Source organism: Aeromonas sp. D3 (assembly GCF_027705025.1).
In the GTDB taxonomy this organism is placed as follows: domain Bacteria; phylum Pseudomonadota; class Gammaproteobacteria; order Enterobacterales; family Aeromonadaceae; genus Aeromonas; species Aeromonas salmonicida.
The window spans coordinates 39,963-60,879 of record NZ_JAPDBE010000030.1 but is presented as its reverse complement, the minus strand read 5'-3'; the positions used below and the strand labels follow the sequence as shown (position 1 = coordinate 60,879).

The window sequence follows — 20,917 nt, the reverse complement described above, 5'->3', positions numbered from 1 at the left end:
GAAAAAACGGCTCAAACATGAAGAAATGAAATGACTGAGTCAGCCGAGAAGAATTTCCCCGCTTATTCGCACCTTCCTTAGCTAATAAAAGAATCTCTGACCATTTTTGTTCTTGCATCAACTTATAGAATTCTTCCATAAATAGTCCTTTTAAATAAATCATATCGCATAGAAATCGATCACATCAATATCTTGTTATTCCGTATATCCTGCCCAGCCTCATTCCACATATCAACACATCATTTTTGATTCTCAAGATATTACAACCATAACGACCGTGCTTACAGTCAAATAGCGAAAATAGACCCTCTTGCACTCCAGATACAAAAAGCGGGCCGCTGGCCCGCTTCGCTATACAGAATTATCCCCATCATCATACCGGTGGATGGAAATGGCTGGCCTCCCGGGTCGCCATCTCCTCGTAGGTGGCCCACTTCTGCCAGGCAACCTGTTGCGCCACCTGCATCAGCCGCTCGGCTTCCTCGGGGTGGCTCTGGGCCAGCACCTGGTAGCGGTTCTCCTCTGCCCTGTATTCGGCAAGGGGGATAGAGGGGCGCAGGCTGTCGAGGCTGAAGGGGTTCTGCCCCGCACTGCGCAGTACAGGGTTGTAACGCATCAGCGGCCAGTGGCCCGAGTCCACCGCCCGTTTCTGCTGGGTCAGCCCCAGCTCCATGTCGATGCCGTGGGCGATGCAGTGGCTGTAGGCGATGATGAGGGACGGGCCATGGTAGGCCTCAGCCTCGCGCAAGGCCTGCAGCGTCTGCTGTGGGTTGGCACCAAAGGCGATGCGAGCAACATAGACGTTGCCATAGGAGATAGCCTGCAGCGCTACATCCTTCTTGGCGAGCGTCTTGCCCCCCGCCGCGAACTTGGCGACGGCACCGAGCGGCGTCGATTTCGACATCTGGCCGCCGGTGTTGGAGTAGACCTCGGTATCCATCACCAGCACGTTCACATCGCGCCCGGAGGCGAGCACATGATCGAGCCCCGCCGAGCCGATGTCATAGGCCCAGCCATCGCCGCCGACGATCCAGACCGAACGGCGCACCAGCTGATCGATGAGGGACAGCAGCTCGCGAGCCTTGCCAGATGGCACCTCCTCCAGTCGTTCGCGCACATGCGCTACCCGATTTCGCTGGGCACGGATCTCCGATTCCAGCCGCTGCGGGGCGCTGATAAGCGACTCGACCAGCGCTTCTCCCAGCTCCCCCTTCATCGCCTTGAGGGCGGCCACCGCCTGACCGTGATGCTGATCGGCGGTGAGACGAAAACCAAAGCCAAACTCGGCGTTGTCCTCGAACAGGGAGTTGGACCAGGCGGGCCCCTTCCCTTCCCCATTCTTGGCCCAGGGGGTGGTCGGCAGGTTGCCGCCATAGATGGAGGAACAGCCGGTAGCGTTGGCCACCAGCATGCGATCGCCAAACAGCTGGGTCAGCAGCTTGAGGTAGGGGGTTTCACCACAACCGGCACAGGCGCCGGAGAACTCGAACAGGGGTTCCAGGAACTGGGCACCGCGCACGGTGGAGAAGTCCACCCGCTCGCGGGCAGGCCAAGGCAGGCTCTCGAACCAGCCGAGCGCCTGTTTCTGACCAGCCAGATGGGGCGCCTTGTCCATCATGGTGATGGCACGCTCGCCCTCATGACTCTCATCAGCCCCGACCCGTACCGGACAGGCCTGCACGCACTGGCCGCAGCCGGTGCAATCCTCCGGATAGAGCTGCAGGGTGTAGCGGCTATCGGGGAAGCCCTTGGCGGTGACGGGCACCGACTGGGCCGCCTCGGGGGCGGTTGCCAGCCAGTCCTGATGGTAGAACTTGGCCCGCAGCGCCGCATGGGGACAGACGAAGACACAGTTGCCGCACTGGATGCAGATATCGGATTGCCAGACAGGGATCTCGCGGGCGATATCCCGCTTCTCGAAGCGGCTGGTGGCGGTGGGATAAGTGCCATCCACCGGCAGCATGGAGACAGGGATCAAATCGCCGCGCCCCGCCAGCATCTCGCCGGTGACCCGCTGGACAAACTCGCTGCCCCCGGGCGCCAGTGGCAGCGGATAGTCGCTGATCTGCTCGTCACCGGCCGGGATCACCACCTTGCTTAAGTGAGCCAGGGTATCGTCCACCGCCGCGAAGTTGCGCGCCACTACCTCGGGCCCCTTGCGGGCATAGCTCTTCTCTATGCTCTCCTTGATCAGCGCAATAGCTTCGTCCCGTGGCAAGATGCCGGCCAACGCGAAGAAGCAGGTCTGCATGATGGTGTTGATGCGATTGCCCATGCCGTTTTGCTCGGCCACCCTATCCCCGTCGATGCAGTAGAGCTGAATATTGAGGGCGCGGATGCGGGCCCGCAGCCGCTCGGGCAGCTGGCCCCACACCTTGTCAGCCTCATAGGGGGCATTGAGCAGCAGGGTCGCCCCTTCGGCGGCATGTTCCAGCAGATCCACCGATTCGACAAAACCCCACTGGTGGCAGCCGATAAAGCTCGCCTGCTCGATAAGCCAGGGGGCGTCTATGGGCTCGGGGCCAAAGCGCAGGTGGGAGACGGTGCGCGAGCCGGACTTCTTGGAGTCGTAGACGAAGTAGCCCTGGGCGTGGAACCCCTCCAGCTCGCCGATGATCTTGATACTGTTCTTATTGGCGCCGACTGTGCCGTCGGCGCCAAGGCCGAAGAAGAGCGCCCGCACCCGGCTAGGAGGCTCCAAATCGCCGATGGGGTGCCAGGCCAGACTGAGGCCCGAAACATCGTCCACTATCCCCACGGTAAAGCGCGGGCGCGGCGCATCGGATGCCAGCTCCTCAAACACAGCCGCGCACATGGCCGGGGTGAACTCCTTGGAGGAGAGGCCGTAACGGCCGCCACTGAGCCAGGGCAGCCGCTTGAGAAGGCCGCGCTGCAAACCGTCGATCAGCGCGCTCTGCACATCCAGCAGCAGCGGCTCGCCGCCGGCGCCCGGCTCCTTGGTGCGATCCAGCACGGCTAGACGCCGTACGCTCGCGGGCAGCGCATCGAGCAGCGCCTGCACCGGGAAGGGGCGATAGAGGCGAATGACCAGCACTCCGGTCTTGCGATCCTGCCGGTTGAGCCAATCCACGGTAGTACGGGCGGTGGCCGCCCCCGACCCCATCAGCACGATCACATCGGTGGCATCGGTTGCGCCGTGATACTCCACCAGCCGGTAGTGGCGGCCGGTGAGGGATCCCAGCTTGTCCATGCACTGCTGCACCCGGGCCGGCACCGCCTCGTAGAAGGGGTTGACGCTCTCGCGGGACTGGAAATAGGTGTCCGGGTTCTGGGCCGTGCCGCGCATCACGGGGTGATCCGGGTTGAGCGCCCGGGCGCGGTGGGCCCGCACCCAGTCGTTGTCGATAAGCGCCCGGATCTCGTCCCTATGCAGGGCCGTGATCTTGTTCACCTCGTGGGAGGTGCGAAAACCGTCGAAGAAATGGATAAAGGGCACCCGGCACTGCAGGGTGACGCTGTGGGCAACCAAGGCCAAGTCCTGCGCCTCCTGCACCGAACAGGAGGCGAGCATGGCAAAGCCGGTGCTGCGCGCCGCCATCACGTCCTGATGGTCGCCAAAGATGGAGAGCCCCTGCGCCGCGAGCGATCGGGCCGCCACATGGAACACAGCCGCGGTCAATTCCCCGGCGATCTTGTACATGTTGGGCAGCATCAGCATCAGTCCCTGACTGGCGGTGAAGGTGGTGGCGAGCGCCCCCGCCTGCAGGGCGCCGTGCACAGTACCAGCAGCTCCCCCTTCGCTCTGCATCTCCACTACTGTGGGGATGTTGCCCCAGAGGTTGGTCTGCCCCTCGTCCGCCCAGGCGTCGGCCAGCTCGGCCATGGTCGAGGAGGGGGTGATGGGATAGATGGCGCACACTTCGCTCAGCTGGTACGCCACCCGGGCCGCGGCTTCGTTGCCATCGACCATGATCAGTTCATGTTTCATTGGGACTCCTCCGGTTGGCGCAGCAGGATGGCGTGACAAGGGCATTGGTCGTGACAGGCACCGCAGCCGGTGCAGCGCGTCGCATCCACTTGATAGCCCTTGCCCGGCCCCAGCTTCTCGATGGCCTGCTCGGGGCAGCTGCCGTAGCAGCCGTCGCACTCGAAGCAGTTGCCGCAGGAGTAGCAGCGCGCCGCCTCGTAGCAGGCGGCCACCTCATCCAGCCCACCGATGATCTCGCCAAAATCGTCCCGCGCCCACGCCGGTTTGACCGGCTGACTACTGGCGGGCGCGTGGGTCTGGAACCAGAGTTGCAACTGCTCCGGCCCCACCAGCGGGTAGGAGAGCGGTTTGTGGTAGTGGCGACCGCGCAGCCAGGCATCCATATGGCGCGCCGCCTTCTTGCCGTGGCCTGTGGCTATGGTGACGGTGCGCTCGGAGGGCACCATGTCGCCCCCCGCAAACAGACCCGGCACATCCGTCATCAGGTTCTCGCCAACCTGCACCACCCCCTCCTTGCTGACCCGCACGCCGGGAATGCTCTCCAGCACGCTCAAGTCAACCTCCTGCCCCAACGCCAGAATAAGGGAGTCTGCTTCGAGGGTTTCAAACTTGCCGGTGGGCACCGGCTTGCCCTGCTCATCCAGCGCCATCACCTCCACTTCGATGCTGGTGTTGTCGAGCTGGCGGATGCTGCGCAGCCAGTTGATCTTGATCCCCTCCTCCTCGGCCTCAAGGGCTTCGAAGGCATGAGCCGGCATATGGTCCCGGTCGCGCCGGTAGATGATCATCGCCTCTTCAACACCGAGGCGACGGGCGGTACGGGCCGCATCCATGGCGGTATTGCCACCCCCATAAATCGCTACGCGCCGTCCCAGTTTGGGCGGCGGCAAGCCCTGCTCTTCGGCCAGACTGGCCTGTTCGAGGAAGCTCACCGCATCGAGGATCTTGCCCGCTTCCCGGGCCGGAATATCGACCCGCTTGGCCAGATGGGCGCCGATGGCCATAAAGACGGCGTCAAAGCCCCCTTGATCGCGCGCCTTGAGCACGTCTTCCACCTTGTGGTTGAGAGTCAGCTTCACTCCGGCAGCAAGAATGCGGGCCACTTCCCGATCCAGCACGTCGCGAGGCAGCCGGTAGGCGGGGATGCCAAAGCGCAGCATGCCGCCAGCCAGCGGCCCCGCTTCGCGGATCTCAACCTGATGGCCAAGCCGGTTGAGGTGCCAGGCACAGGAGAGGCCGGAGGGACCGGCGCCGATCACCAGCACCTTCTTGCCGCTGGCAGGCGCTGGCGGCGCGGGCAGCCAGCCTTTGGCCAGCGCCTCGTCGCCAAGGAAACGCTCGATGGCGTGAATGGAGACGGCATCATCCACCTGAGAGCGGTTGCAGGCGCTCTCGCAGGGGTGATAGCAGACCCGGCCATGGACGGCAGGCAGGGGATTTTCTTCGATAAGTCGCTGCCAGGCTGCTTCAAAGCGGCCCGCTTCGGCGAGGGAGAGCCAGGCCTGGATGTTCTCGCCAGCCGGGCAGGCGTGGTTGCAGGGTGGCAGGGCCGGCCGCCAGACGGGCAGCCGGGTACGGACCGGGCCTGTTCCCGTTTTCTGGGAGAGATCCGGCTGTGGGGTCATATCCAGTTGTTTGCTCATACATTGCTTTCTTCTTTTTGTGTGACAGGCCCCATCCGATGGCACTTGATACCGTTTAGCCGAAGCGGGCGGTGGCCGGAGAGGGAAGAAGCGAAAGCGTTAGAAACTGGAAGCTGGTTCGATAGTGGACTGATTTTTGTACTGATTGACGGATCAGGATCAAATAATGTTGCACTTTATGGGGTATGGAGAACAGAACGTGACCCCTGTAACATCTTGCCCGATTGAAGATGTGATTGGGTTGACCATGTCGCACCTTCGACAATCGGCGCAGCACACTGCAGGGATGGCTGCCACGACAGTCACAGCGCTCTTCCCCTTGTTGACACAGGGCACTTCACAGGATCAGGACATGCCAATACTCGACAGCATTCATCTCTACCCCATCAAATCAACGGCAGGCATGCCACTGACTCGCGCTCTGGTGACCGAAGAGGGATTGCAGGGAGATCGCCGCTATATGGTGGTCAAACCGGACAGCACCTTTATCACAGCCCGTACCCATCCCCAGCTACAGCAAGTAGTGGCAACCCCCATAGAGGGCGGCTTGCAGTTGCGCTATCCGGGATTTGAACCGCTCACGCTGCGAGAACAGGATTTTTCCCGCACACCTCGGACTACCGGCGTCTGGCGCGACAGCTTCACCGCCCTGCATACCGATATCAGCGCCGATCTCTGGCTGAGCAAGGTCGCGGGTGAGCCGGTCGCCTTGCTCTGGCTCGGCGAGCAATCGGATCGTTTCCGGGAAAAAACCGGCACCCGGGTCAGCTTCGCCGACGGTTATCCGCTGCTGCTCATCAGTCAGGCTTCGCTCGATGATCTCAACCTGCGCTCCGATGCCCTGCACCAGATGAGCCAGTTCCGTACCAACCTGGTGGCAACCGGTACCCGGCCGTTCGAGGAGGACAGCTGGGTGCGCATCCGCATCGGCGAGGTGGAGTTCAGTGTGGCCAAGCCGTGCAGCCGCTGCATCATGACTACTGTGGAAGCGGGCACGGATCGCTTCAACGCCCTGAAGGAGCCGCTGGCTACCCTCACCCGTTACCGGCGTGGCGAGGATGGGGATGTCTATTTCGGCCAGAATCTGGTGGCCCTCAACGAGGGCTGGATTGAGGCGGGCAGCGAGATAGAGGTGCTGGAAACCGCCAGGGCTGTGGTCTATCCCAATGCGGCGCCGAAGAAGCGGGAGCTGGTCTGCGTCGCCCGCGAGCCGCTGGCGCGGGATCTGGAAACATTCTGGTTCGAAGCCGCCGACGGCGAGCCGCTGCCCGACTACCTGCCGGGCCAGCACCTGCCCATCAGTCTGGATATCAAGGGCGAGCGACTGCAACGGCGCTATACCCTGAGCTCAAGCCCGGATCTGCCGGAGCGCTACAGCATCAGCGTCAAGCGCCTGGGTGAAGGGCGCATCTCCCCCTGGCTGCACCACCAGCTGCGGGTGGGGGATACCCTGCTGGCGGCAGCACCGGCGGGCGAGTTTCACCTCGGCACCGAGCGCAGCCTGCTGCTGCTCTCGGCCGGCTCGGGCGTCACCCCCATGCTATCGATAGCCCGCACCCTGCATCTCAGACACGAACTCGGCGACGTGCACTTTATGCATTTGTGCCGCAGCGAGGCCGACATACCGGCCGCCGCCGAGCTGCACGCCCTGAGCCAGGCAGGCATGCAACTGACCCTGATCCTGAGCCAGCCGGATACTCACTGGCAGGGGCTCAAAGGGCGGCTGTGCGATGATCATCTGGCCCAGGTCAAGGGGTTGACCGGGCGCGAGGTATTTATCTGCGGTCCTCACGGGTTTATGGCCGATGCGGCCGCCAGATTGTGCGCACTCGGCGTGGCTGCGGACCGCATCAGGCAGGAGAGCTTTGGCGGCGCCATTCTCTCGGTGGCTCGCCCCATCAGGCGGTGCAACTGCGTATCGGTGAAGAGGCCTTTGCCGGCAACAATCAGGGCACCATACTGGATCAGGCCCACAAGCAGGGAGTGGAGCTGCCCTGGAGCTGCCGCGCCGGCATCTGCGGCAGTTGCAAGCAGACCCTCGTCTCGGGAGAAGTGGATCACCCGGATGCCCCGGCCATCACGGCAGCCGAGCGGGCTGAAGGCAAGATCCTCACCTGCTGCGCCGTGCCCTTGACCGATCTGGTGATCGGGCCGCGATAATAGTGCGGGCCGGGAGCATCATGGGTTAAGCGCCTCCCGGCCCTTATTTTCCCCGCTGTTTTTACCCCCGCCCCTTTTCTCGGCATACCCGAGCCATGCTGCCTCTCCGGCCCCCTATACTCACTGCAGAACAATAAAAACCTTCAGAAGTACCGGCCTTCGCCGTGTGACAAAGGGGGTTATTCTGGTGAGAATAAGGACGCTCAAACCATGGAACAGAACAGACCTGCCTTTCAACTCAATCTCTTGCTCTCCGTTGTCACCCTGATCCTGCTATCGCTGGTATTTTTTGCCTACACCTGGTCAGGGACAAAACTCGAGCAGAGTTATCAACAACGCTACCAATCCTATCTGCTGGCCGATGAGCTAAGGCAATCCTCCGACGATCTGACCCGGCTCGGCCGCACCTATTTGATCACCAAGGATCCCGCCTATGAGCAGCAGTACATGCGGATCCTGGCCATACGCAACGGCGAACAGAACAGACCGGAAGGCTACAACCGCATCTATTGGGATTTCGTGGCGGCCAGTGGTCAAAACCCCAGACCCGACACTTCGCTGCGGCGTGGCCTCATCGATCTGATGAAGGATGCCGGCTTTACCGATGGTGAGCTGGCCAAACTCAACGAGGCCAAGAACAACTCGGATGCCCTGGTCAGTACCGAAGTCGCCGCCTTCAAGCTGGTACAACAGCAGGAGGGGGATCTCGCGGCCAACCAGCAAAAAGCCATCGCCATGATGCATGACAAGGCCTATCACCAGAACAAGGGGCGCATCATGGCCCCCATCGATGACTTCTACGTCATGATGGAGACCCGTACCCAGCAGGCGGTAGACGATGCCACCAACCAGTCTGCCATGTTGCGCTATCTGTTTATCGCCCTGGGCCTGGTATTGATGTTCTTCCTGTGGCGCACCTATCGGGCCCTGCTCGACTTGACCGGCACCTCGGTCAGCCAGCTCAGAAGCGATCTCAACAGTCTGGCGCAAGGGGATTTTTCCCGTCAGATCCAGGTACCCGTTGGCGCACAAGAGAGCCTGATCGGCCTGCTGGCCACCATGCAGTCAACCCTCAAGGGGATCATCGCCCAGGTCTCCCACTCCAGCGAGGAGCTGTCAGGATCGGCCGACAGCATAGCCCAGATAGCGGAGCAGACAGCCCAGTTTGCCACCTCCCAACAGACAAGTACCCAGACAATGGCAGCCGCCATCGAAGAGCTGGTAGTGAGCATCAGCCACCTCTCCGACAACGCCACCCATGCCGACGAATTGAGCAAGGTGTCGGCCAACACCCTGGAAGAAGGTTCCGGCGTCATCAAGCAGACCCTGGACAGCATAGAGAACATCTCCAGCACAGTGGGGGATGCGGCCAGCAGCCTCTCCGAGCTCAACAGCCACACACAGCAGATTTCGGACATCATAGAGGTGATCCGCGGCATCGCCGATCAGACCAACCTGCTGGCCCTCAACGCCGCCATAGAGGCTGCGCGGGCGGGAGAACAGGGGCGGGGCTTTGCGGTGGTGGCAGACGAGGTGCGCAATCTCGCCAGTCGTTCGGCGGCCTCAACCCAGCAGATCACCGGCATGATCAGCAAGATCCAGAGCGGGGCGGATGCCTCCATCCGCAGCATGGAAAATACGGTCAACAACGTCTCTCGCGGCGTGAGTCTGGCCAACCAGACCGGCGAGGCCATCACCAGCATCAAGAGTCATGCAGCCAACCTGACCGGATTGATGGGGGAGATAAGCCACACACTGCGCGAGCAATCCACCGCCGCCAACGAGGTGGTTTCCACCGTCGGCCACATCACCTCCCTCTCCGAACAGTCGGGGGATGCGGCCCGTCATGTATCGCAGGAGGCCGCCAAGCTCAAACAGCTGTCACGGCTGCTGCGCCAGGAGATGGGTCGCTTCAAGCTTTAAAGAACGCTGAAAAGCAAAACGGCTGCCCAAGGGCAGCCGTTTGTTTGGCAAGGCCTTTTTCAAGACCGGATGGCATCAACCACGCAGGGCGGCGATGCGCTGTTCGATGGGCGGGTGGCTCATGAACAGCTCGCTCATGGAGCGCTTGCCGTTGATGCCAAACGCCATCATGGAGCCTTCCATCTGTGGCTCGGCACCGCGAGAGAGGCGCTCGAGCGCAGCAATCATCTTGTCACGACCCGCCAGCTTGGCGGCACCTGCGTCGGCACGGAACTCGCGCTGACGGCTGAACCACATGACGATGATGGAGGCCAGCACACCGAATGCCATCTCCAGCACGAACACTGTGATCATGTAGGCAAAACCACCGGAGCTGCTGCTCTCTTCGTCGTTGTTGGAGCTGAAGAAGTTGCTGATGACACCGGCCACGATGCGGGCGAAGAACATCACGAAGGTGTTTACCACCCCCTGGATCAGGGTCAGAGTCACCATGTCGCCGTTGGCCACATGGCTCACCTCGTGAGCCAGCACGGCTTCCGCCTCGTCGCGGCTCATGCTGTAGAGCAGGCCGGACGAAACGGCGACCAGGGAATCGTCACGACGGGCACCGGTAGCGAACGCGTTCATCTCCGGCGAGTCGTAGATCCCCACTTCCGGCATCTTGATACCCGCTTCACGGGCCTGACGGGCAACTGTGCTGACCAGCCAGTGCTCTGTCTCGTTACGGGGTTGCTCGATGACCTGGACGCCATAGCTGCGCTTGGCCATCCACTTGGACATCAGCAAGGAGATAAAGGAACCCCCAAAACCGAACACGGCACAGAACATCAACAGACCGGAAATGCTGGACTTGTTGATCCCCAGAACCGAGAACAGGATATTGAGTACCACCCCCAGCACCAGCATGACGGCCAGGTTGGTCACCAGGAATAGCATAATTCGCTTCATATAGACTCCTTGTGAGATATGGATAGGTGCCTTCCGTGCCGGTTCACAGCCGGTCGGTATCACACCTGTTCCGCATAATAGATAGATTCGATGAATGTTCGCTGAATGTCGGGTTCAGAGCAGAGGGGATATATCGAGACGCCCGCGCAAATCAGCCTCAAGTGGATTGTTTACAAAGGGTATTTCACCCAAAAATGGCGCGGGGAGCAAGCCCCTCAAGGTGTCCAGGTTTTCCTGGTAGTGACTCATGGATCCGTACAGCCGATTCATGACCCAGCCTGCCACCGGCAGATTGTCATTTCGAATGGCGGCAAAGGTGAGCAGCGCATGGTTGAGACAACCCAGCTTGGCCCCCACCACCATGATCACCGGCATGTTCTCCTGCTTGACCCAATCCGACAGCAGATGCTTGCGATCCAGCGGCAGAAACCAGCCGCCCGCCCCCTCTACCACGACAAGCTCGGCCCCAGCCTGCTCTATCTGGCGCAGACCGTCAGACAGTCCCTTCAGGGTAATGGCATCACGGGCCTCGCTGGCGGCGATATGGGGCGCAATGGGCGGTTCAAAGGCATACGGATTGACCATATCGTAAGGCAGCGACAGGTTGGCCGCCTCTTGCAGCAAGACGGCATCCAGGTTGCGCAACCCATCCGGGGTGCGAGCGCAGCCAGCGGAGATCGGCTTGTAACCCGCGCACTGAATGCCATGGGCGACAAACTCCAGCAGCAGGGTGCGGGCGACCAGCGTCTTGCCCACATCGGTATCTGTGCCGGTGATAAAGAAGGATTTAACCATGATGACTCCTCAACACAAATCAGGCGACAGCCCGCCGTTTATAGGGGCAGATCACCTGCATATCAAGTATCCGGGACAGAAGATGAGTTCAGCCCGACTTGTTCGCACATAGCGTCCCCCGGACAGACCCGGCAAGGAGCAACTCAGGCCAGCTTATCGGCGGATCAGGCGCCCCAGGCACACCTGATAGCTGGCGGCCAGCAGGCCATCCGGCTGACGGTAGGCTTCATAAGCCTCCGTCAGGCGCTGCAAGCGCAGCCGACTGCTCAGACCTGATTGACACGCATCGTTGAGCTGGCTGGCTCCTATGCCCTTGAGGTCGCGCAGCAGACCGCTCAACTCGTGATAGGAGAGCGCCCAGGCCAGACTCTCAAGGCAAGGCGCTGTGAAGCCCCCTGCGGCAACGGCATCTTGCAATTGTGGCAGGCTGAGGAAGCGATTGACATGGGGATGGTCGTCAACCGTGCGCCAGGCCTCACGCAACTGCCAGAGCGAATCGACAAGCAGGGTCGAGAACAGCAGTTGTCCACCGGGTTTGAGTACCCTGTGGAGTTCGGCAAACGCCTGCGCCGGTCGTTCACACCACTGCAGGGCGAGGCTGGAGAAGACCCAGTCCAGGCTCCCGTCGGCAAACGGCAGACGCTCGGCATCGCCGCACACAAGTTGCGCACCGCTGCCACGCAGAGCCGCCTGCTGCAACATGCCGGGGGCAAGATCCAGTCCATGCAACTGGTGGCAACGACTGGCGAGGTGGGGCAGGAAAAATCCGGTACCACAACCCAGATCCAGCCCGGATATGAGAGATGTTGACAAGGAAGCGGGAGTCACTGGCTCCCCTGGCATACGATCCAATAGCGCCAGACCGACTTCCTGCTGAAAACGCGCATGGGCATCGTAGTGGCGGGCCGCCGCCCCGAAACGGCGGGCGAGCTGCGCCTTGTCAACCTGCTGAAAGCGCTCATGCATGGCGAGCACCTCTCTGCTCTGCGGCAGACTCGCGCCTGCTGGCCGTCAGGGTGCAAGGGCCGAGGGCCTCGAGCAGGCGGTCCACATCCTGTTCGCTGTGAGCCGCGCTTAACGTGATGCGCAGCCGCGCCGTGCCCGCCGGCACAGTGGGCGGGCGGATGGCGCTCACCCAGACGCCACGATCCCGCAGCCGCGCAGCCAGTTGCAAGGCAGCACTGCTTTCCCCCACCAGCAGCGGCTGTATGGGGGTGTCACTTGCCCCAAGTTGCCAGCCAAGGGCGGCGGTGCCCTGCCGAAAGCGGGTGATAAGGCGAGCAAGATGGGCGCGGGACTCGTCGGCAGCGCGCACCAGCGCGATGCTCTTGCTTACCGCGCACGCCTGGGCGGCGGGCATATGGGTGCTGTAGACATAGTGACGGGCAAAGTTGACCAGATAATCCACCAGCTCGCGACTGCCGCCGACAAAGGCGCCGGCGACCCCAAGCGCCTTGCCGAAAGTGCCCATCTGGATGTGTACGGATGCCGGAGCCACCCCTTGCGCCGCCAGAGTCCCGCGCCCCTCCGGCCCCAGCACTCCGAGGCCGTGGGCATCGTCGATCATCAGCCAGTTGCCGCTCTGGGCGGCCAGACGGGCAAGCTCAGGCCAGGGGCCCTGATCCCCATCCATGCTGAACACCCCCTCCGAGACGATCAAGCCCCGGTTTGGTTCGAGTTGGCACTCGAGAGCAGTCATATCGTTGTGACCGAAGCGCTTCATCTTGCAGGGGAGCTGGCTGCCCATCTCCTGCAGGGAGGCGTGGTTGAGCCTGTCCTGCCACAGCAGATGCTCCTTGCCGAGCAAGGCCTTCAGCACAGCCTGATTGGCAGAAAAACCGCAGTTGAACAGCAGCACCGCCTCCACCCCCAACCAGTCAGCGAGCGTCTCTTCCAGCTGTTGGTGAGCACGGCTGTAGCCGGTCACCAGGGGCGAGGCGCCAGATCCCGTGCCATAGCAGTCAATCCCCTCTTTGAAGGCGGCCTTGATGGCAGGATGATCGGCCAGTCCCAGATAGTCGTTGGCGGAAAAATTGAGGTAGTCGCGCCCCGCGACCTGCAGCCTCCCCCCCACGCTGCCATCGGTGGCAGTGCGGCGGCGAAGCAGCGCTGCCAACTCTCGCTCGGCCAGAGCCGCGCCCAATGCAAAGGGGCCTTTTACCGCCAGGCCATTCATGACCGCGCAACCCCTGCACGGGGACGGGTAGCATCGTAAAACATCTCATCCGGCGCGTTCTGGCGGCTCACCTCGGCCAGCAGCTCGGCTTCCAGTTCCAATGTCTGAACCTGATCCGGCTTCTGGGCCCGCTGGGCGGGGCGAATGCCGAGCCGTTTGAACAGCTGCATGTCGCTGTTCTCGTCCGGGTTTGGCGTGGTCAGCAGTTTGCAGCCGTAGAAGATGGAGTTGGCCCCTGCCATAAAGCACATGGCCTGCATCTGCTCGTTCATCTTCTCCCGCCCGGCGGAGAGGCGCACATGGGAGGCGGGCATCATGATCCGTGCCACGGCTATGGTGCGGATGAATTCGAACGAATCGAGATTCGCTTCGTTTTCAAGCGGCGTCCCCTTCACCTTCACCAGCATGTTGATGGGCACGCTCTCCGGGTGGCGCGGCAGGTTGGCGAGCGCCATCAAGAGGCCCGCCCGATCCTTGGCCTGCTCACCCATACCGACTATGCCGCCGGAGCAGACCTTCATGCCGGCGCCGCGCACATGCTCCAGGGTATCGAGCCTGTCCTGATAGGTGCGGGTGGAGATGATCTCGCCATAGAACTCCGGCGAGGTGTCGAGGTTGTGGTTGTAGTAGTCAAGACCTGCGGCACCGAGGCGGGCGGCCTGATCCGCGGTGAGCATCCCCAAGGTCATGCAGGTCTCCATGCCCAGACCTCGCACCTCTTCAATCATCCGCAGTATGTAGGGCATGTCCCTCTCTTTGGGGTTGCGCCAGGCGGCCCCCATGCAAAAGCGCGACGAACCGTTGGCCCTGGCCTCACGGGCCCGCTCCAGTACCTTCTCCACCTCCATCAGCCGCTCAGTCTCGAGCCCTGTGTGATAGCGGGCACTCTGGGGGCAGTATTTGCAATCCTCCGGGCAGGCACCTGTCTTGATGGAGAGCAAGGTGCTCACTTGCACCTCGTTGGGATCGAAATGGGCGCGGTGTATCGTCTGTGCCTGGAACAGCAGATCATTGAATGGCAGGGCAAACAGGGCCTGAACCTCGGCGAGGGTCCAGTCGTGACGAAGGGCGTGGCCGCCCGCTGTGTAAGCATTCATACATGGCTTCCGGTTGTTATAAGTGGGATCCTGCGCCCGCCATCCTGGATGGCCGAGCCCCGGACCCGCCACTTTGCCCCCGCGCCATCCAGCGAGTGAGGAGCCAAGTGGCTGAAATTGTTGGCTAGTGTAGAGAGCGCGCGTAGACTGTCAACACCGACCAGATCAAACTAATTGACAACAGAACATAAAATGACCAATCAAGAATTCGACCTGAACCACATCTGGCACCCCTATACTTCTCTCACCCATCCCCTGCCCTGCTATGAAGTGGCCAGCGCCAAAGGAGTCACCATCACTCTCGCCGATGGTCGCGAACTGGTGGATGGCATGAGCTCCTGGTGGGCCTGTATCCACGGCTATCAGGTGCCTGAACTCGACGCGGCCGCCACCGCCCAGCTCGGCAAGATGTCCCATGTCATGTTTGGCGGCCTGACCCATGCCCCGGCGGTCGAGCTGTGCCGCAAGCTGGTGGAGATCACACCGGCCGGTCTGGATCGGGTGTTTCTGGCCGACTCGGGATCGGTGGCGGTGGAAGTGGCGCTCAAGATGGCCCAGCAGTACTGGCACGCCAAAGGCACCCCCAGAGCCAAGTTCGTCACACTGCGCGGCGGCTATCACGGCGACACCTTCGGTGCCATGAGCGTTTGTGACCCGGATGGCGGCATGCACGAGCTCTACCAAGGCTTCCTGCCCGAGCACTACTTTGCCCCGGCCCCCAGCTGCCGTTTCCACGCCCAGTGGGACGAAGAGTGTGTGGTGGATCTCGCCACGCTCGTCGCTGACCATCATGAAGAGATCGCAGCCATCATCCTCGAACCCATAGTGCAGGGAGCGGGCGGCATGCGCTTCTACCACCCCCGCTATCTGCAATGGGTACGCGCTTTGTGCGACGAGTTCGGCCTGCTGCTGATTGCCGACGAGATTGCCACCGGGTTTGGTCGCACAGGCCAGCTGTTTGCCTGTGACTGGGCTGGCATCAGCCCCGACATCATGTGCCTTGGCAAGGCGCTCACCGGCGGTTACATGACCCTCTCGGCCACCCTCACCACAGAACATGTCGCCTGCACGATTTGCGATGGGAAAGCGGGGGTCTTTATGCACGGGCCCACCTTTATGGGCAATCCGCTGGCCTGCGCCGTGGCCTGTGCCTCCATCGATCTGCTGCTGGCCTCGCCGTGGCAGGAACGGGTGCAGGCCATCGAGCACCAGCTCAAAACCGAGCTGGTGCGGCTGACCCTGAATCCTTTGGTTGCCGATGTGAGAGTGCTTGGCGCCATCGGCGTGGTGGAGATGAAGGAACGGGTAGATGTGGCCCGTATCCAGCGCAAGTTTGTGGAGTTGGGAGCCTGGATCCGGCCATTTGGCAAACTCATCTACCTGATGCCCCCCTTCGTCATCACACCGGTACAATTGAGTGTGCTGACCCATGCCATCCATGAAGCCATCGCCAGCGGCGAGTTCTAAGCCGGCATGAAAAGGCCCTGCATGAGAATGCAGGGCCTTTTGACTCTTTTTTATCAGAATGTGAGCAAGACACCAGACCCGGGCGACCATGACGAGTAGACTGCGCGGGTTTTACCCAACAGATGTACTGCTCCCATGCGCCTCTCCATTGCTGCCAAAATCAACTTCTTCCTGCTGTTCATCTTTTCCATGGTGCTGGTCTTCTCTGCGGCCTATCAGGCGGTGCGTGAGCGCGACCTCATACTGACGCTAATCAAGGAGCAGAGCCGCGAGCAGACCGAAGCCTATTTCGACGGCCTCAACATGCTGATGCTGACCGGCAAGATGGACGCTCGCGACACACTGCGAAACAAGTTTCTCGATCACGCCCATGTGGAAGATGCCCGCATCGTCCGCGGTGATGCCATCAGCAAGCAATACGGGCCGGGCCGCGAGACAGAGCAGGGCAAGGATGAGTACGATCGACTGGCGCTGGCGGGCAAAGGCAGCCTGGAGGTGGTGCACGACGGCATGCACAGCAAGCTGGTGGTAACCCGACCCCTGTTGGCCAAGAAAGATTTTCGCGGCACAGACTGCACCAGTTGCCATCTGGTACCGGAGAACACTGTGCTGGGGGCGGTGCGCTTTGACTACTCCCTCGACACCCTCTTTACCCGGGTCGAGCAGAACATTCTCACGTCGGCACTTATTCTCACCGGTATCTTCGGGCTGGGGCTGCTGTTGACCCTCTGGGTCATTCGCACCTGGATAGTTCGCCCCCTCAACCAGCTGACCCGTTCCATGGAAGAGGCCACCGACCTGCATGACTTCGGTCACCGATTGGAAGGGGATGAAGGGGACGAGATTGGCCGGGTGGCACTGGCTTACAACCAGATGCTCGACAGCGTGGAACGCCAGCTCGGCAAGCGCCCTGCCGCGCAGGCGAAGCCGGACAAAAAACAGGATTAGCCTGCGTAGTAGAACAGCAAACTGGCGATGAAGATCAGCAGCAGTATGGTCAGATTGACGTGCAGCGAGTCCTCCCGTCGTCGGCTGCGTTTACGCTCCAGCAAAAACACCGCCAGGGTCAACAGGCAACAACCCCAGAGCCAATAAACCAGCCAGGGAGTCAGTACGGGATCCCAATAATCGCGAACTGCTATCCCCCCGTAGACCAGAAAACCGTACGCCACTTCCGGGCGCGCATAGTGATAGAGGGAGAGCAGCACGATAAAGCCCGCCCAGCAGAGGATCACCAAGCCCTGCAGCCCTCTGGTCAACCAGTCCGGTCCCTGTCGCCGCTCTTTCACGTCCATCCCCTGCCCCACTGGCCCGGCCATGAGGTGATCCGGGCATAAATCCCCTCCAGAGTCCGACATTTTTGCTTGTTTATCAAACCCGCGCGGGTAAGATTGTCGGCTTAGTCTGCCATGATGGGCCAGTGAATGCCCGGGCCAGACCCCTAGTGTTGCAAATAGCGCTGCAAGAACAAGCTGGAGACAATATTTCGATGACGCACGCATCCGTAGTAGATGTGCTGACCGGTAAATATGCGGTTGGCACCACCCAGACAGTAAAAGGGTGGATCCGGACTCGCCGTGATTCCAAGGCGGGGATCTCATTTTTGGCCGTATCCGACGGCTCCTGTTTCCATCCGGTACAGGCAGTTGTCCCCAATACCCTGGCCAATTATGAGAATGAAGTGCTGCGTCTGACCACAGCTTGCTCCGTGGAAGTGACCGGTGTGGTTGCCGCCTCCCAGGGCAGCGGTCAGGCTTTCGAACTGCAAGCCACCGACGTCAAGGTCGTAGGCTGGGTCGAAGATCCGGACACCTACCCCATGGCCGCCAAGCGCCACAGCATAGAGTACCTGCGTGAACAGGCCCACCTGCGTCCGCGCACCAACATAGTCGGCGCCGTGACCCGGGTGCGCAACTGCCTGGCCCAGGCCATCCACCGCTTCTTCCATGAAGAGGGTTATCTGTGGATTGCGGCTCCGCTCATCACCGCCTCTGACACCGAAGGTGCCGGCGAGATGTTCCGCGTCTCCACCCTGGATCTGGAAAACCTGCCGCGCACCGACGCTGGCAAGGTCGATTACGACAAGGACTTCTTCGGCAAAGAGACCTTCCTGACCGTGTCCGGTCAGCTCAACGTCGAAACCTACGCCTGTGCCCTCTCCAAGGTCTACACCTTCGGGCCCACCTTCCGCGCCGAGAATTCCAACACCAGCCGCCATTTGGCCGAGTTCTGGATGGTTGAGCCGGAAATTGCCTTCGCCAACCTGGACGATAACGCCGCTCTGGCCGAAGCCATGCTCAAGTACGTCTTCAATGCAGTACTGGCCGAGCGCCGTGACGATCTGGAGTTCTTTGCCCAGCACGTCGACAAGGATGCCATCGGTCGTCTGGAACGCTTCGTCTCCTCCGACTTTGCCCAGATCGACTACACAGATGCCATCGAAGTGCTGAAAAACTGTGGCAAGAAGTTCGAGTTCCCTGTCTCCTGGGGCATCGATCTCTCCTCCGAGCACGAGCGCTATCTGGCCGAGGAGCACTTCAAGTCTCCTGTAGTGGTGAAGAACTACCCGAAAGACATCAAAGCCTTCTACATGCGTCTCAACGATGACGGCAAGACTGTTGCCGCCATGGACGTACTGGCCCCCGGGATCGGCGAGATCATCGGCGGTGCCCAGCGTGAAGAGCGCCTCGAGGTACTCGATCAGCGCATGGCCGAAATGGGTCTGAACAAGGAAGATTACTGGTGGTATCGCGATCTGCGCCGCTTCGGCACAGTCCCGCACGCCGGTTTCGGCCTCGGTTTCGAACGTCTGGTGGTCTACGTGACCGGTATGGGCAACGTCCGTGACGTTATCCCCTTCCCCCGTACACCCCGTACCGCCGAGTTCTGATTACTACTACTTGCCGACAAAGCCGACCTCAGGGTCGGCTTTTTGTTGCCCGCCCCACGGCGTTTACCCCTCGCAGCCACCACAATTAATCACACTTCCCCTTATGGCTGCAGCCTTGCTGCACTGCCCCTCAAGATACCAGTCCCGTATGATACCAACCAGAACCCCTTCAAATAACAATCATGTTAATACGTGGTTTTTATGCAGTTAAATCAAAAACCGATGAGTTATTGAAGTACCTCAATTTTTTGCCCCTTTGAGAAGGGCACAATACCCACTAACCCTTTAGGGCTAAATAAAAACAGACAATCCCGGTCCATGAGCTCAACACAGCACAGATATGGATTAAATCACGCGAGGTAATGGAATGATCTTGATGGAATTTATGGTGGTACTCGGCTGCTTGTTGCTGGGTACCCGATTTGGGGGCATGGGACTGGGTCTCATCAGTGGCATAGGTCTGTTCCTGCTGACCTTCGTGTTCGGCCTGGCGCCGGGCGAACCGCCGGTGCAAGTCATGCTGACCATACTCGCGGTGATCGGCTGCGCCGCCACCCTGCAGACCGCCGGCGGCCTCAACCTGATGATGCAGGTGGCCGAGCGTCTGCTGCGCCGTCACCCGCAATACATCACCATACTGGCCCCGCTCACCACCTGGACCCTCACCTTCCTGTGCGGTACCGGCCACGTGGTTTACACCATGTTCCCCATCATCTCCGACATAGCGCTGCAAAAGAACATCCGCCCGGAACGGCCGATGGCGGTCGCCTCCGTCGCCTCCCAGATGGCGATTTGCGCCTCGCCAGTCTCGGTCGCCGTGGTCTCCATGGTCTCCATATTGGCAGCCGGACACGGTATCGGTGAGGCTTACGGCCTGCTGGATATCCTGATGATTGCCATCCCCTCCTCATTGACCGGCGTGATGATGGCGGCCCTGTGGAGCCTGCGTCGCGGCAAGGATCTGGACAAGGATGAAGAGTTTCAGGCCAGGATCAAGGATCCGGAGCAACATGCTTTCATCTATGGCGGCGGTGAAACCCTGCTCAACACCAAGTTCCCGAAAGAGGCCTACTGGTCTACCTGGATCTTCTTCGCCGCCATCGCTGCCGTGGTATTGCTTGGCGCCAACGAAGGGCTGCGCCCCGTCTTCACAATCAAGGACAAGACAGGCCCTCTCTCCATGAACCTGGTGATCCAGATGATGATGCTGATCGCCGGTGCCATCATTCTGATGCGCTGCAAGGTCAAACCGGGCGAGATCGCCAACGGGGCTGTATTCAAGGCCGGCATGGTCGCCATCTTCTCCGTGTTCGGGGTGGCATGGATGAGCGAAACCTTCTTCCAGGCCCACATGCCGCTGCTGAAAGAAACCCTGTCCCACGTGGTACAGGCCCAGCCCTGGACCTACGCCCTGGTGCTGTTCCTCATCTCCAAGCTGGTCAACAGCCAGGCTGCCGCCCTGACCGCCATCGCCCCCATGGGTCTGGCGCTGGGGGTGGAGCCCAAGCTGCTGATCGCCTTCCTGCCAGCCAGCTACGGTTACTTCGTGCTGCCGACCTACCCGAGCGATCTGGCCTGCATCGGTTTCGACCGTTCCGGCACCACCCGCATCGGCAAGTTCATCATCAACCACAGCTTCATCATTCCGGGGCTGATCGGGGTGAGCAGCTCCTGCGCCCTGGGTTACGTACTGACCAGCATACTGCTCTAATCGCAGCGGCGTTTATCGCGCCATTGCCACACAGGCCCCCAACTTCGGGGGCCTGATCTTTTCTCCCCCTGCCTATTCCCGTTACGATTTCACGCCACGGCTTTACCTGCGACCCCGCCACTGGGTAGCATGCTCCCTCTTTCACCATCGGAATCTCC

At 61.0% G+C, this 20,917-nt stretch carries 13 protein-coding genes and 1 pseudogene; 6 read left to right on the top strand and 8 right to left on the bottom strand.

From position 1 onward, the window contains the following. Positions 1-373: 373 nt before the first annotated feature. Together nifJ and OKC28_RS16310 are read right to left on the bottom strand one after the other, a co-directional pair. On the bottom strand, positions 374-3,949 hold the full coding sequence (gene nifJ, locus OKC28_RS16315) for a pyruvate:ferredoxin (flavodoxin) oxidoreductase (protein ID WP_256688038.1): 3,576 nt from the start codon (positions 3,947-3,949) through the stop codon (positions 374-376). Beyond that, a complete protein-coding gene (locus OKC28_RS16310) occupies positions 3,946-5,592 on the bottom strand; it encodes an NAD(P)-binding protein (RefSeq protein WP_256688037.1) in 1,647 nt (548 codons plus the stop codon). Before OKC28_RS16310 ends, nifJ begins: the two co-directional genes overlap by 4 nt. A 352-nt stretch (positions 5,593-5,944) precedes the next feature. Between OKC28_RS16310 and OKC28_RS16305 the strand changes: the two are divergent. After that, positions 5,945-7,752: pseudogene (locus tag OKC28_RS16305) on the top strand (MOSC N-terminal beta barrel domain-containing protein). Between the two features lie 210 nt (positions 7,753-7,962). After that, positions 7,963-9,675: a methyl-accepting chemotaxis protein gene (locus OKC28_RS16300; RefSeq protein WP_270690351.1), complete on the top strand. Its 1,713-nt coding sequence runs from the start codon at positions 7,963-7,965 to the stop codon at positions 9,673-9,675. A 75-nt stretch (positions 9,676-9,750) separates the two neighbouring features. On the opposite strand, the gene htpX is transcribed toward OKC28_RS16300, so the two are convergent. From htpX to bioB, 5 genes are all read right to left on the bottom strand, one after another. Next, positions 9,751-10,623 (bottom strand): protease HtpX, encoded by an 873-nt coding sequence (htpX, locus tag OKC28_RS16295; protein ID WP_059112584.1) that lies wholly within the window; start codon positions 10,621-10,623, stop codon positions 9,751-9,753. 114 nt (positions 10,624-10,737) lie between these two features. Further along, positions 10,738-11,418, bottom strand: a complete 681-nt coding sequence (gene bioD, locus OKC28_RS16290) for a dethiobiotin synthase (protein WP_096119200.1) — start codon at positions 11,416-11,418, stop codon at positions 10,738-10,740. 153 nt (positions 11,419-11,571) lie between these two features. Next, the gene (bioC, locus tag OKC28_RS16285; protein WP_270690346.1) at positions 11,572-12,384 is read right to left on the bottom strand and encodes a malonyl-ACP O-methyltransferase BioC; all 813 of its coding nucleotides are present in this window, start codon (positions 12,382-12,384) and stop codon (positions 11,572-11,574) included. Beyond that, positions 12,377-13,594: an 8-amino-7-oxononanoate synthase gene (gene bioF, locus OKC28_RS16280; RefSeq protein ID WP_256688033.1), complete on the bottom strand. Its 1,218-nt coding sequence runs from the start codon at positions 13,592-13,594 to the stop codon at positions 12,377-12,379. Before bioF ends, bioC begins: the two co-directional genes overlap by 8 nt. After that, entirely contained in the window at positions 13,591-14,691 is a 1,101-nt protein-coding gene (gene bioB, locus OKC28_RS16275) for a biotin synthase BioB (protein ID WP_059167645.1), read from the bottom strand. Before bioB ends, bioF begins: the two co-directional genes overlap by 4 nt. 192 nt (positions 14,692-14,883) lie before the next feature. Between bioB and bioA the strand changes: the two genes are divergently transcribed. Further along, complete coding sequence (gene bioA / locus OKC28_RS16270) at positions 14,884-16,158, top strand: adenosylmethionine--8-amino-7-oxononanoate transaminase (protein ID WP_256688032.1); 1,275 nt, start codon at positions 14,884-14,886, stop codon at positions 16,156-16,158. Positions 16,159-16,293: 135 nt separating this feature from the next. Further along, complete coding sequence (locus OKC28_RS16265; RefSeq protein WP_005312995.1) at positions 16,294-17,106, top strand: HAMP domain-containing protein; 813 nt, start codon at positions 16,294-16,296, stop codon at positions 17,104-17,106. Here OKC28_RS16265 and OKC28_RS16260 read toward each other — a convergent pair. Next, entirely contained in the window at positions 17,103-17,453 is a 351-nt protein-coding gene (locus OKC28_RS16260) for a hypothetical protein (RefSeq protein WP_011898929.1), read from the bottom strand. The genes OKC28_RS16265 and OKC28_RS16260 overlap by 4 nt on opposite strands. Before the next feature lie 194 nt (positions 17,454-17,647). Here OKC28_RS16260 and asnS point away from each other — a divergent pair, with 194 nt between their 5' ends. Then, entirely contained in the window at positions 17,648-19,048 is a 1,401-nt protein-coding gene (gene asnS / locus OKC28_RS16255) for an asparagine--tRNA ligase (RefSeq protein WP_059112591.1), read from the top strand. Positions 19,049-19,415: 367 nt separating this feature from the next. Next, positions 19,416-20,759 (top strand): anaerobic C4-dicarboxylate transporter, encoded by a 1,344-nt coding sequence (locus tag OKC28_RS16250; RefSeq protein ID WP_017411707.1) that lies wholly within the window; start codon positions 19,416-19,418, stop codon positions 20,757-20,759. Positions 20,760-20,917: the final 158 nt, after the last annotated feature.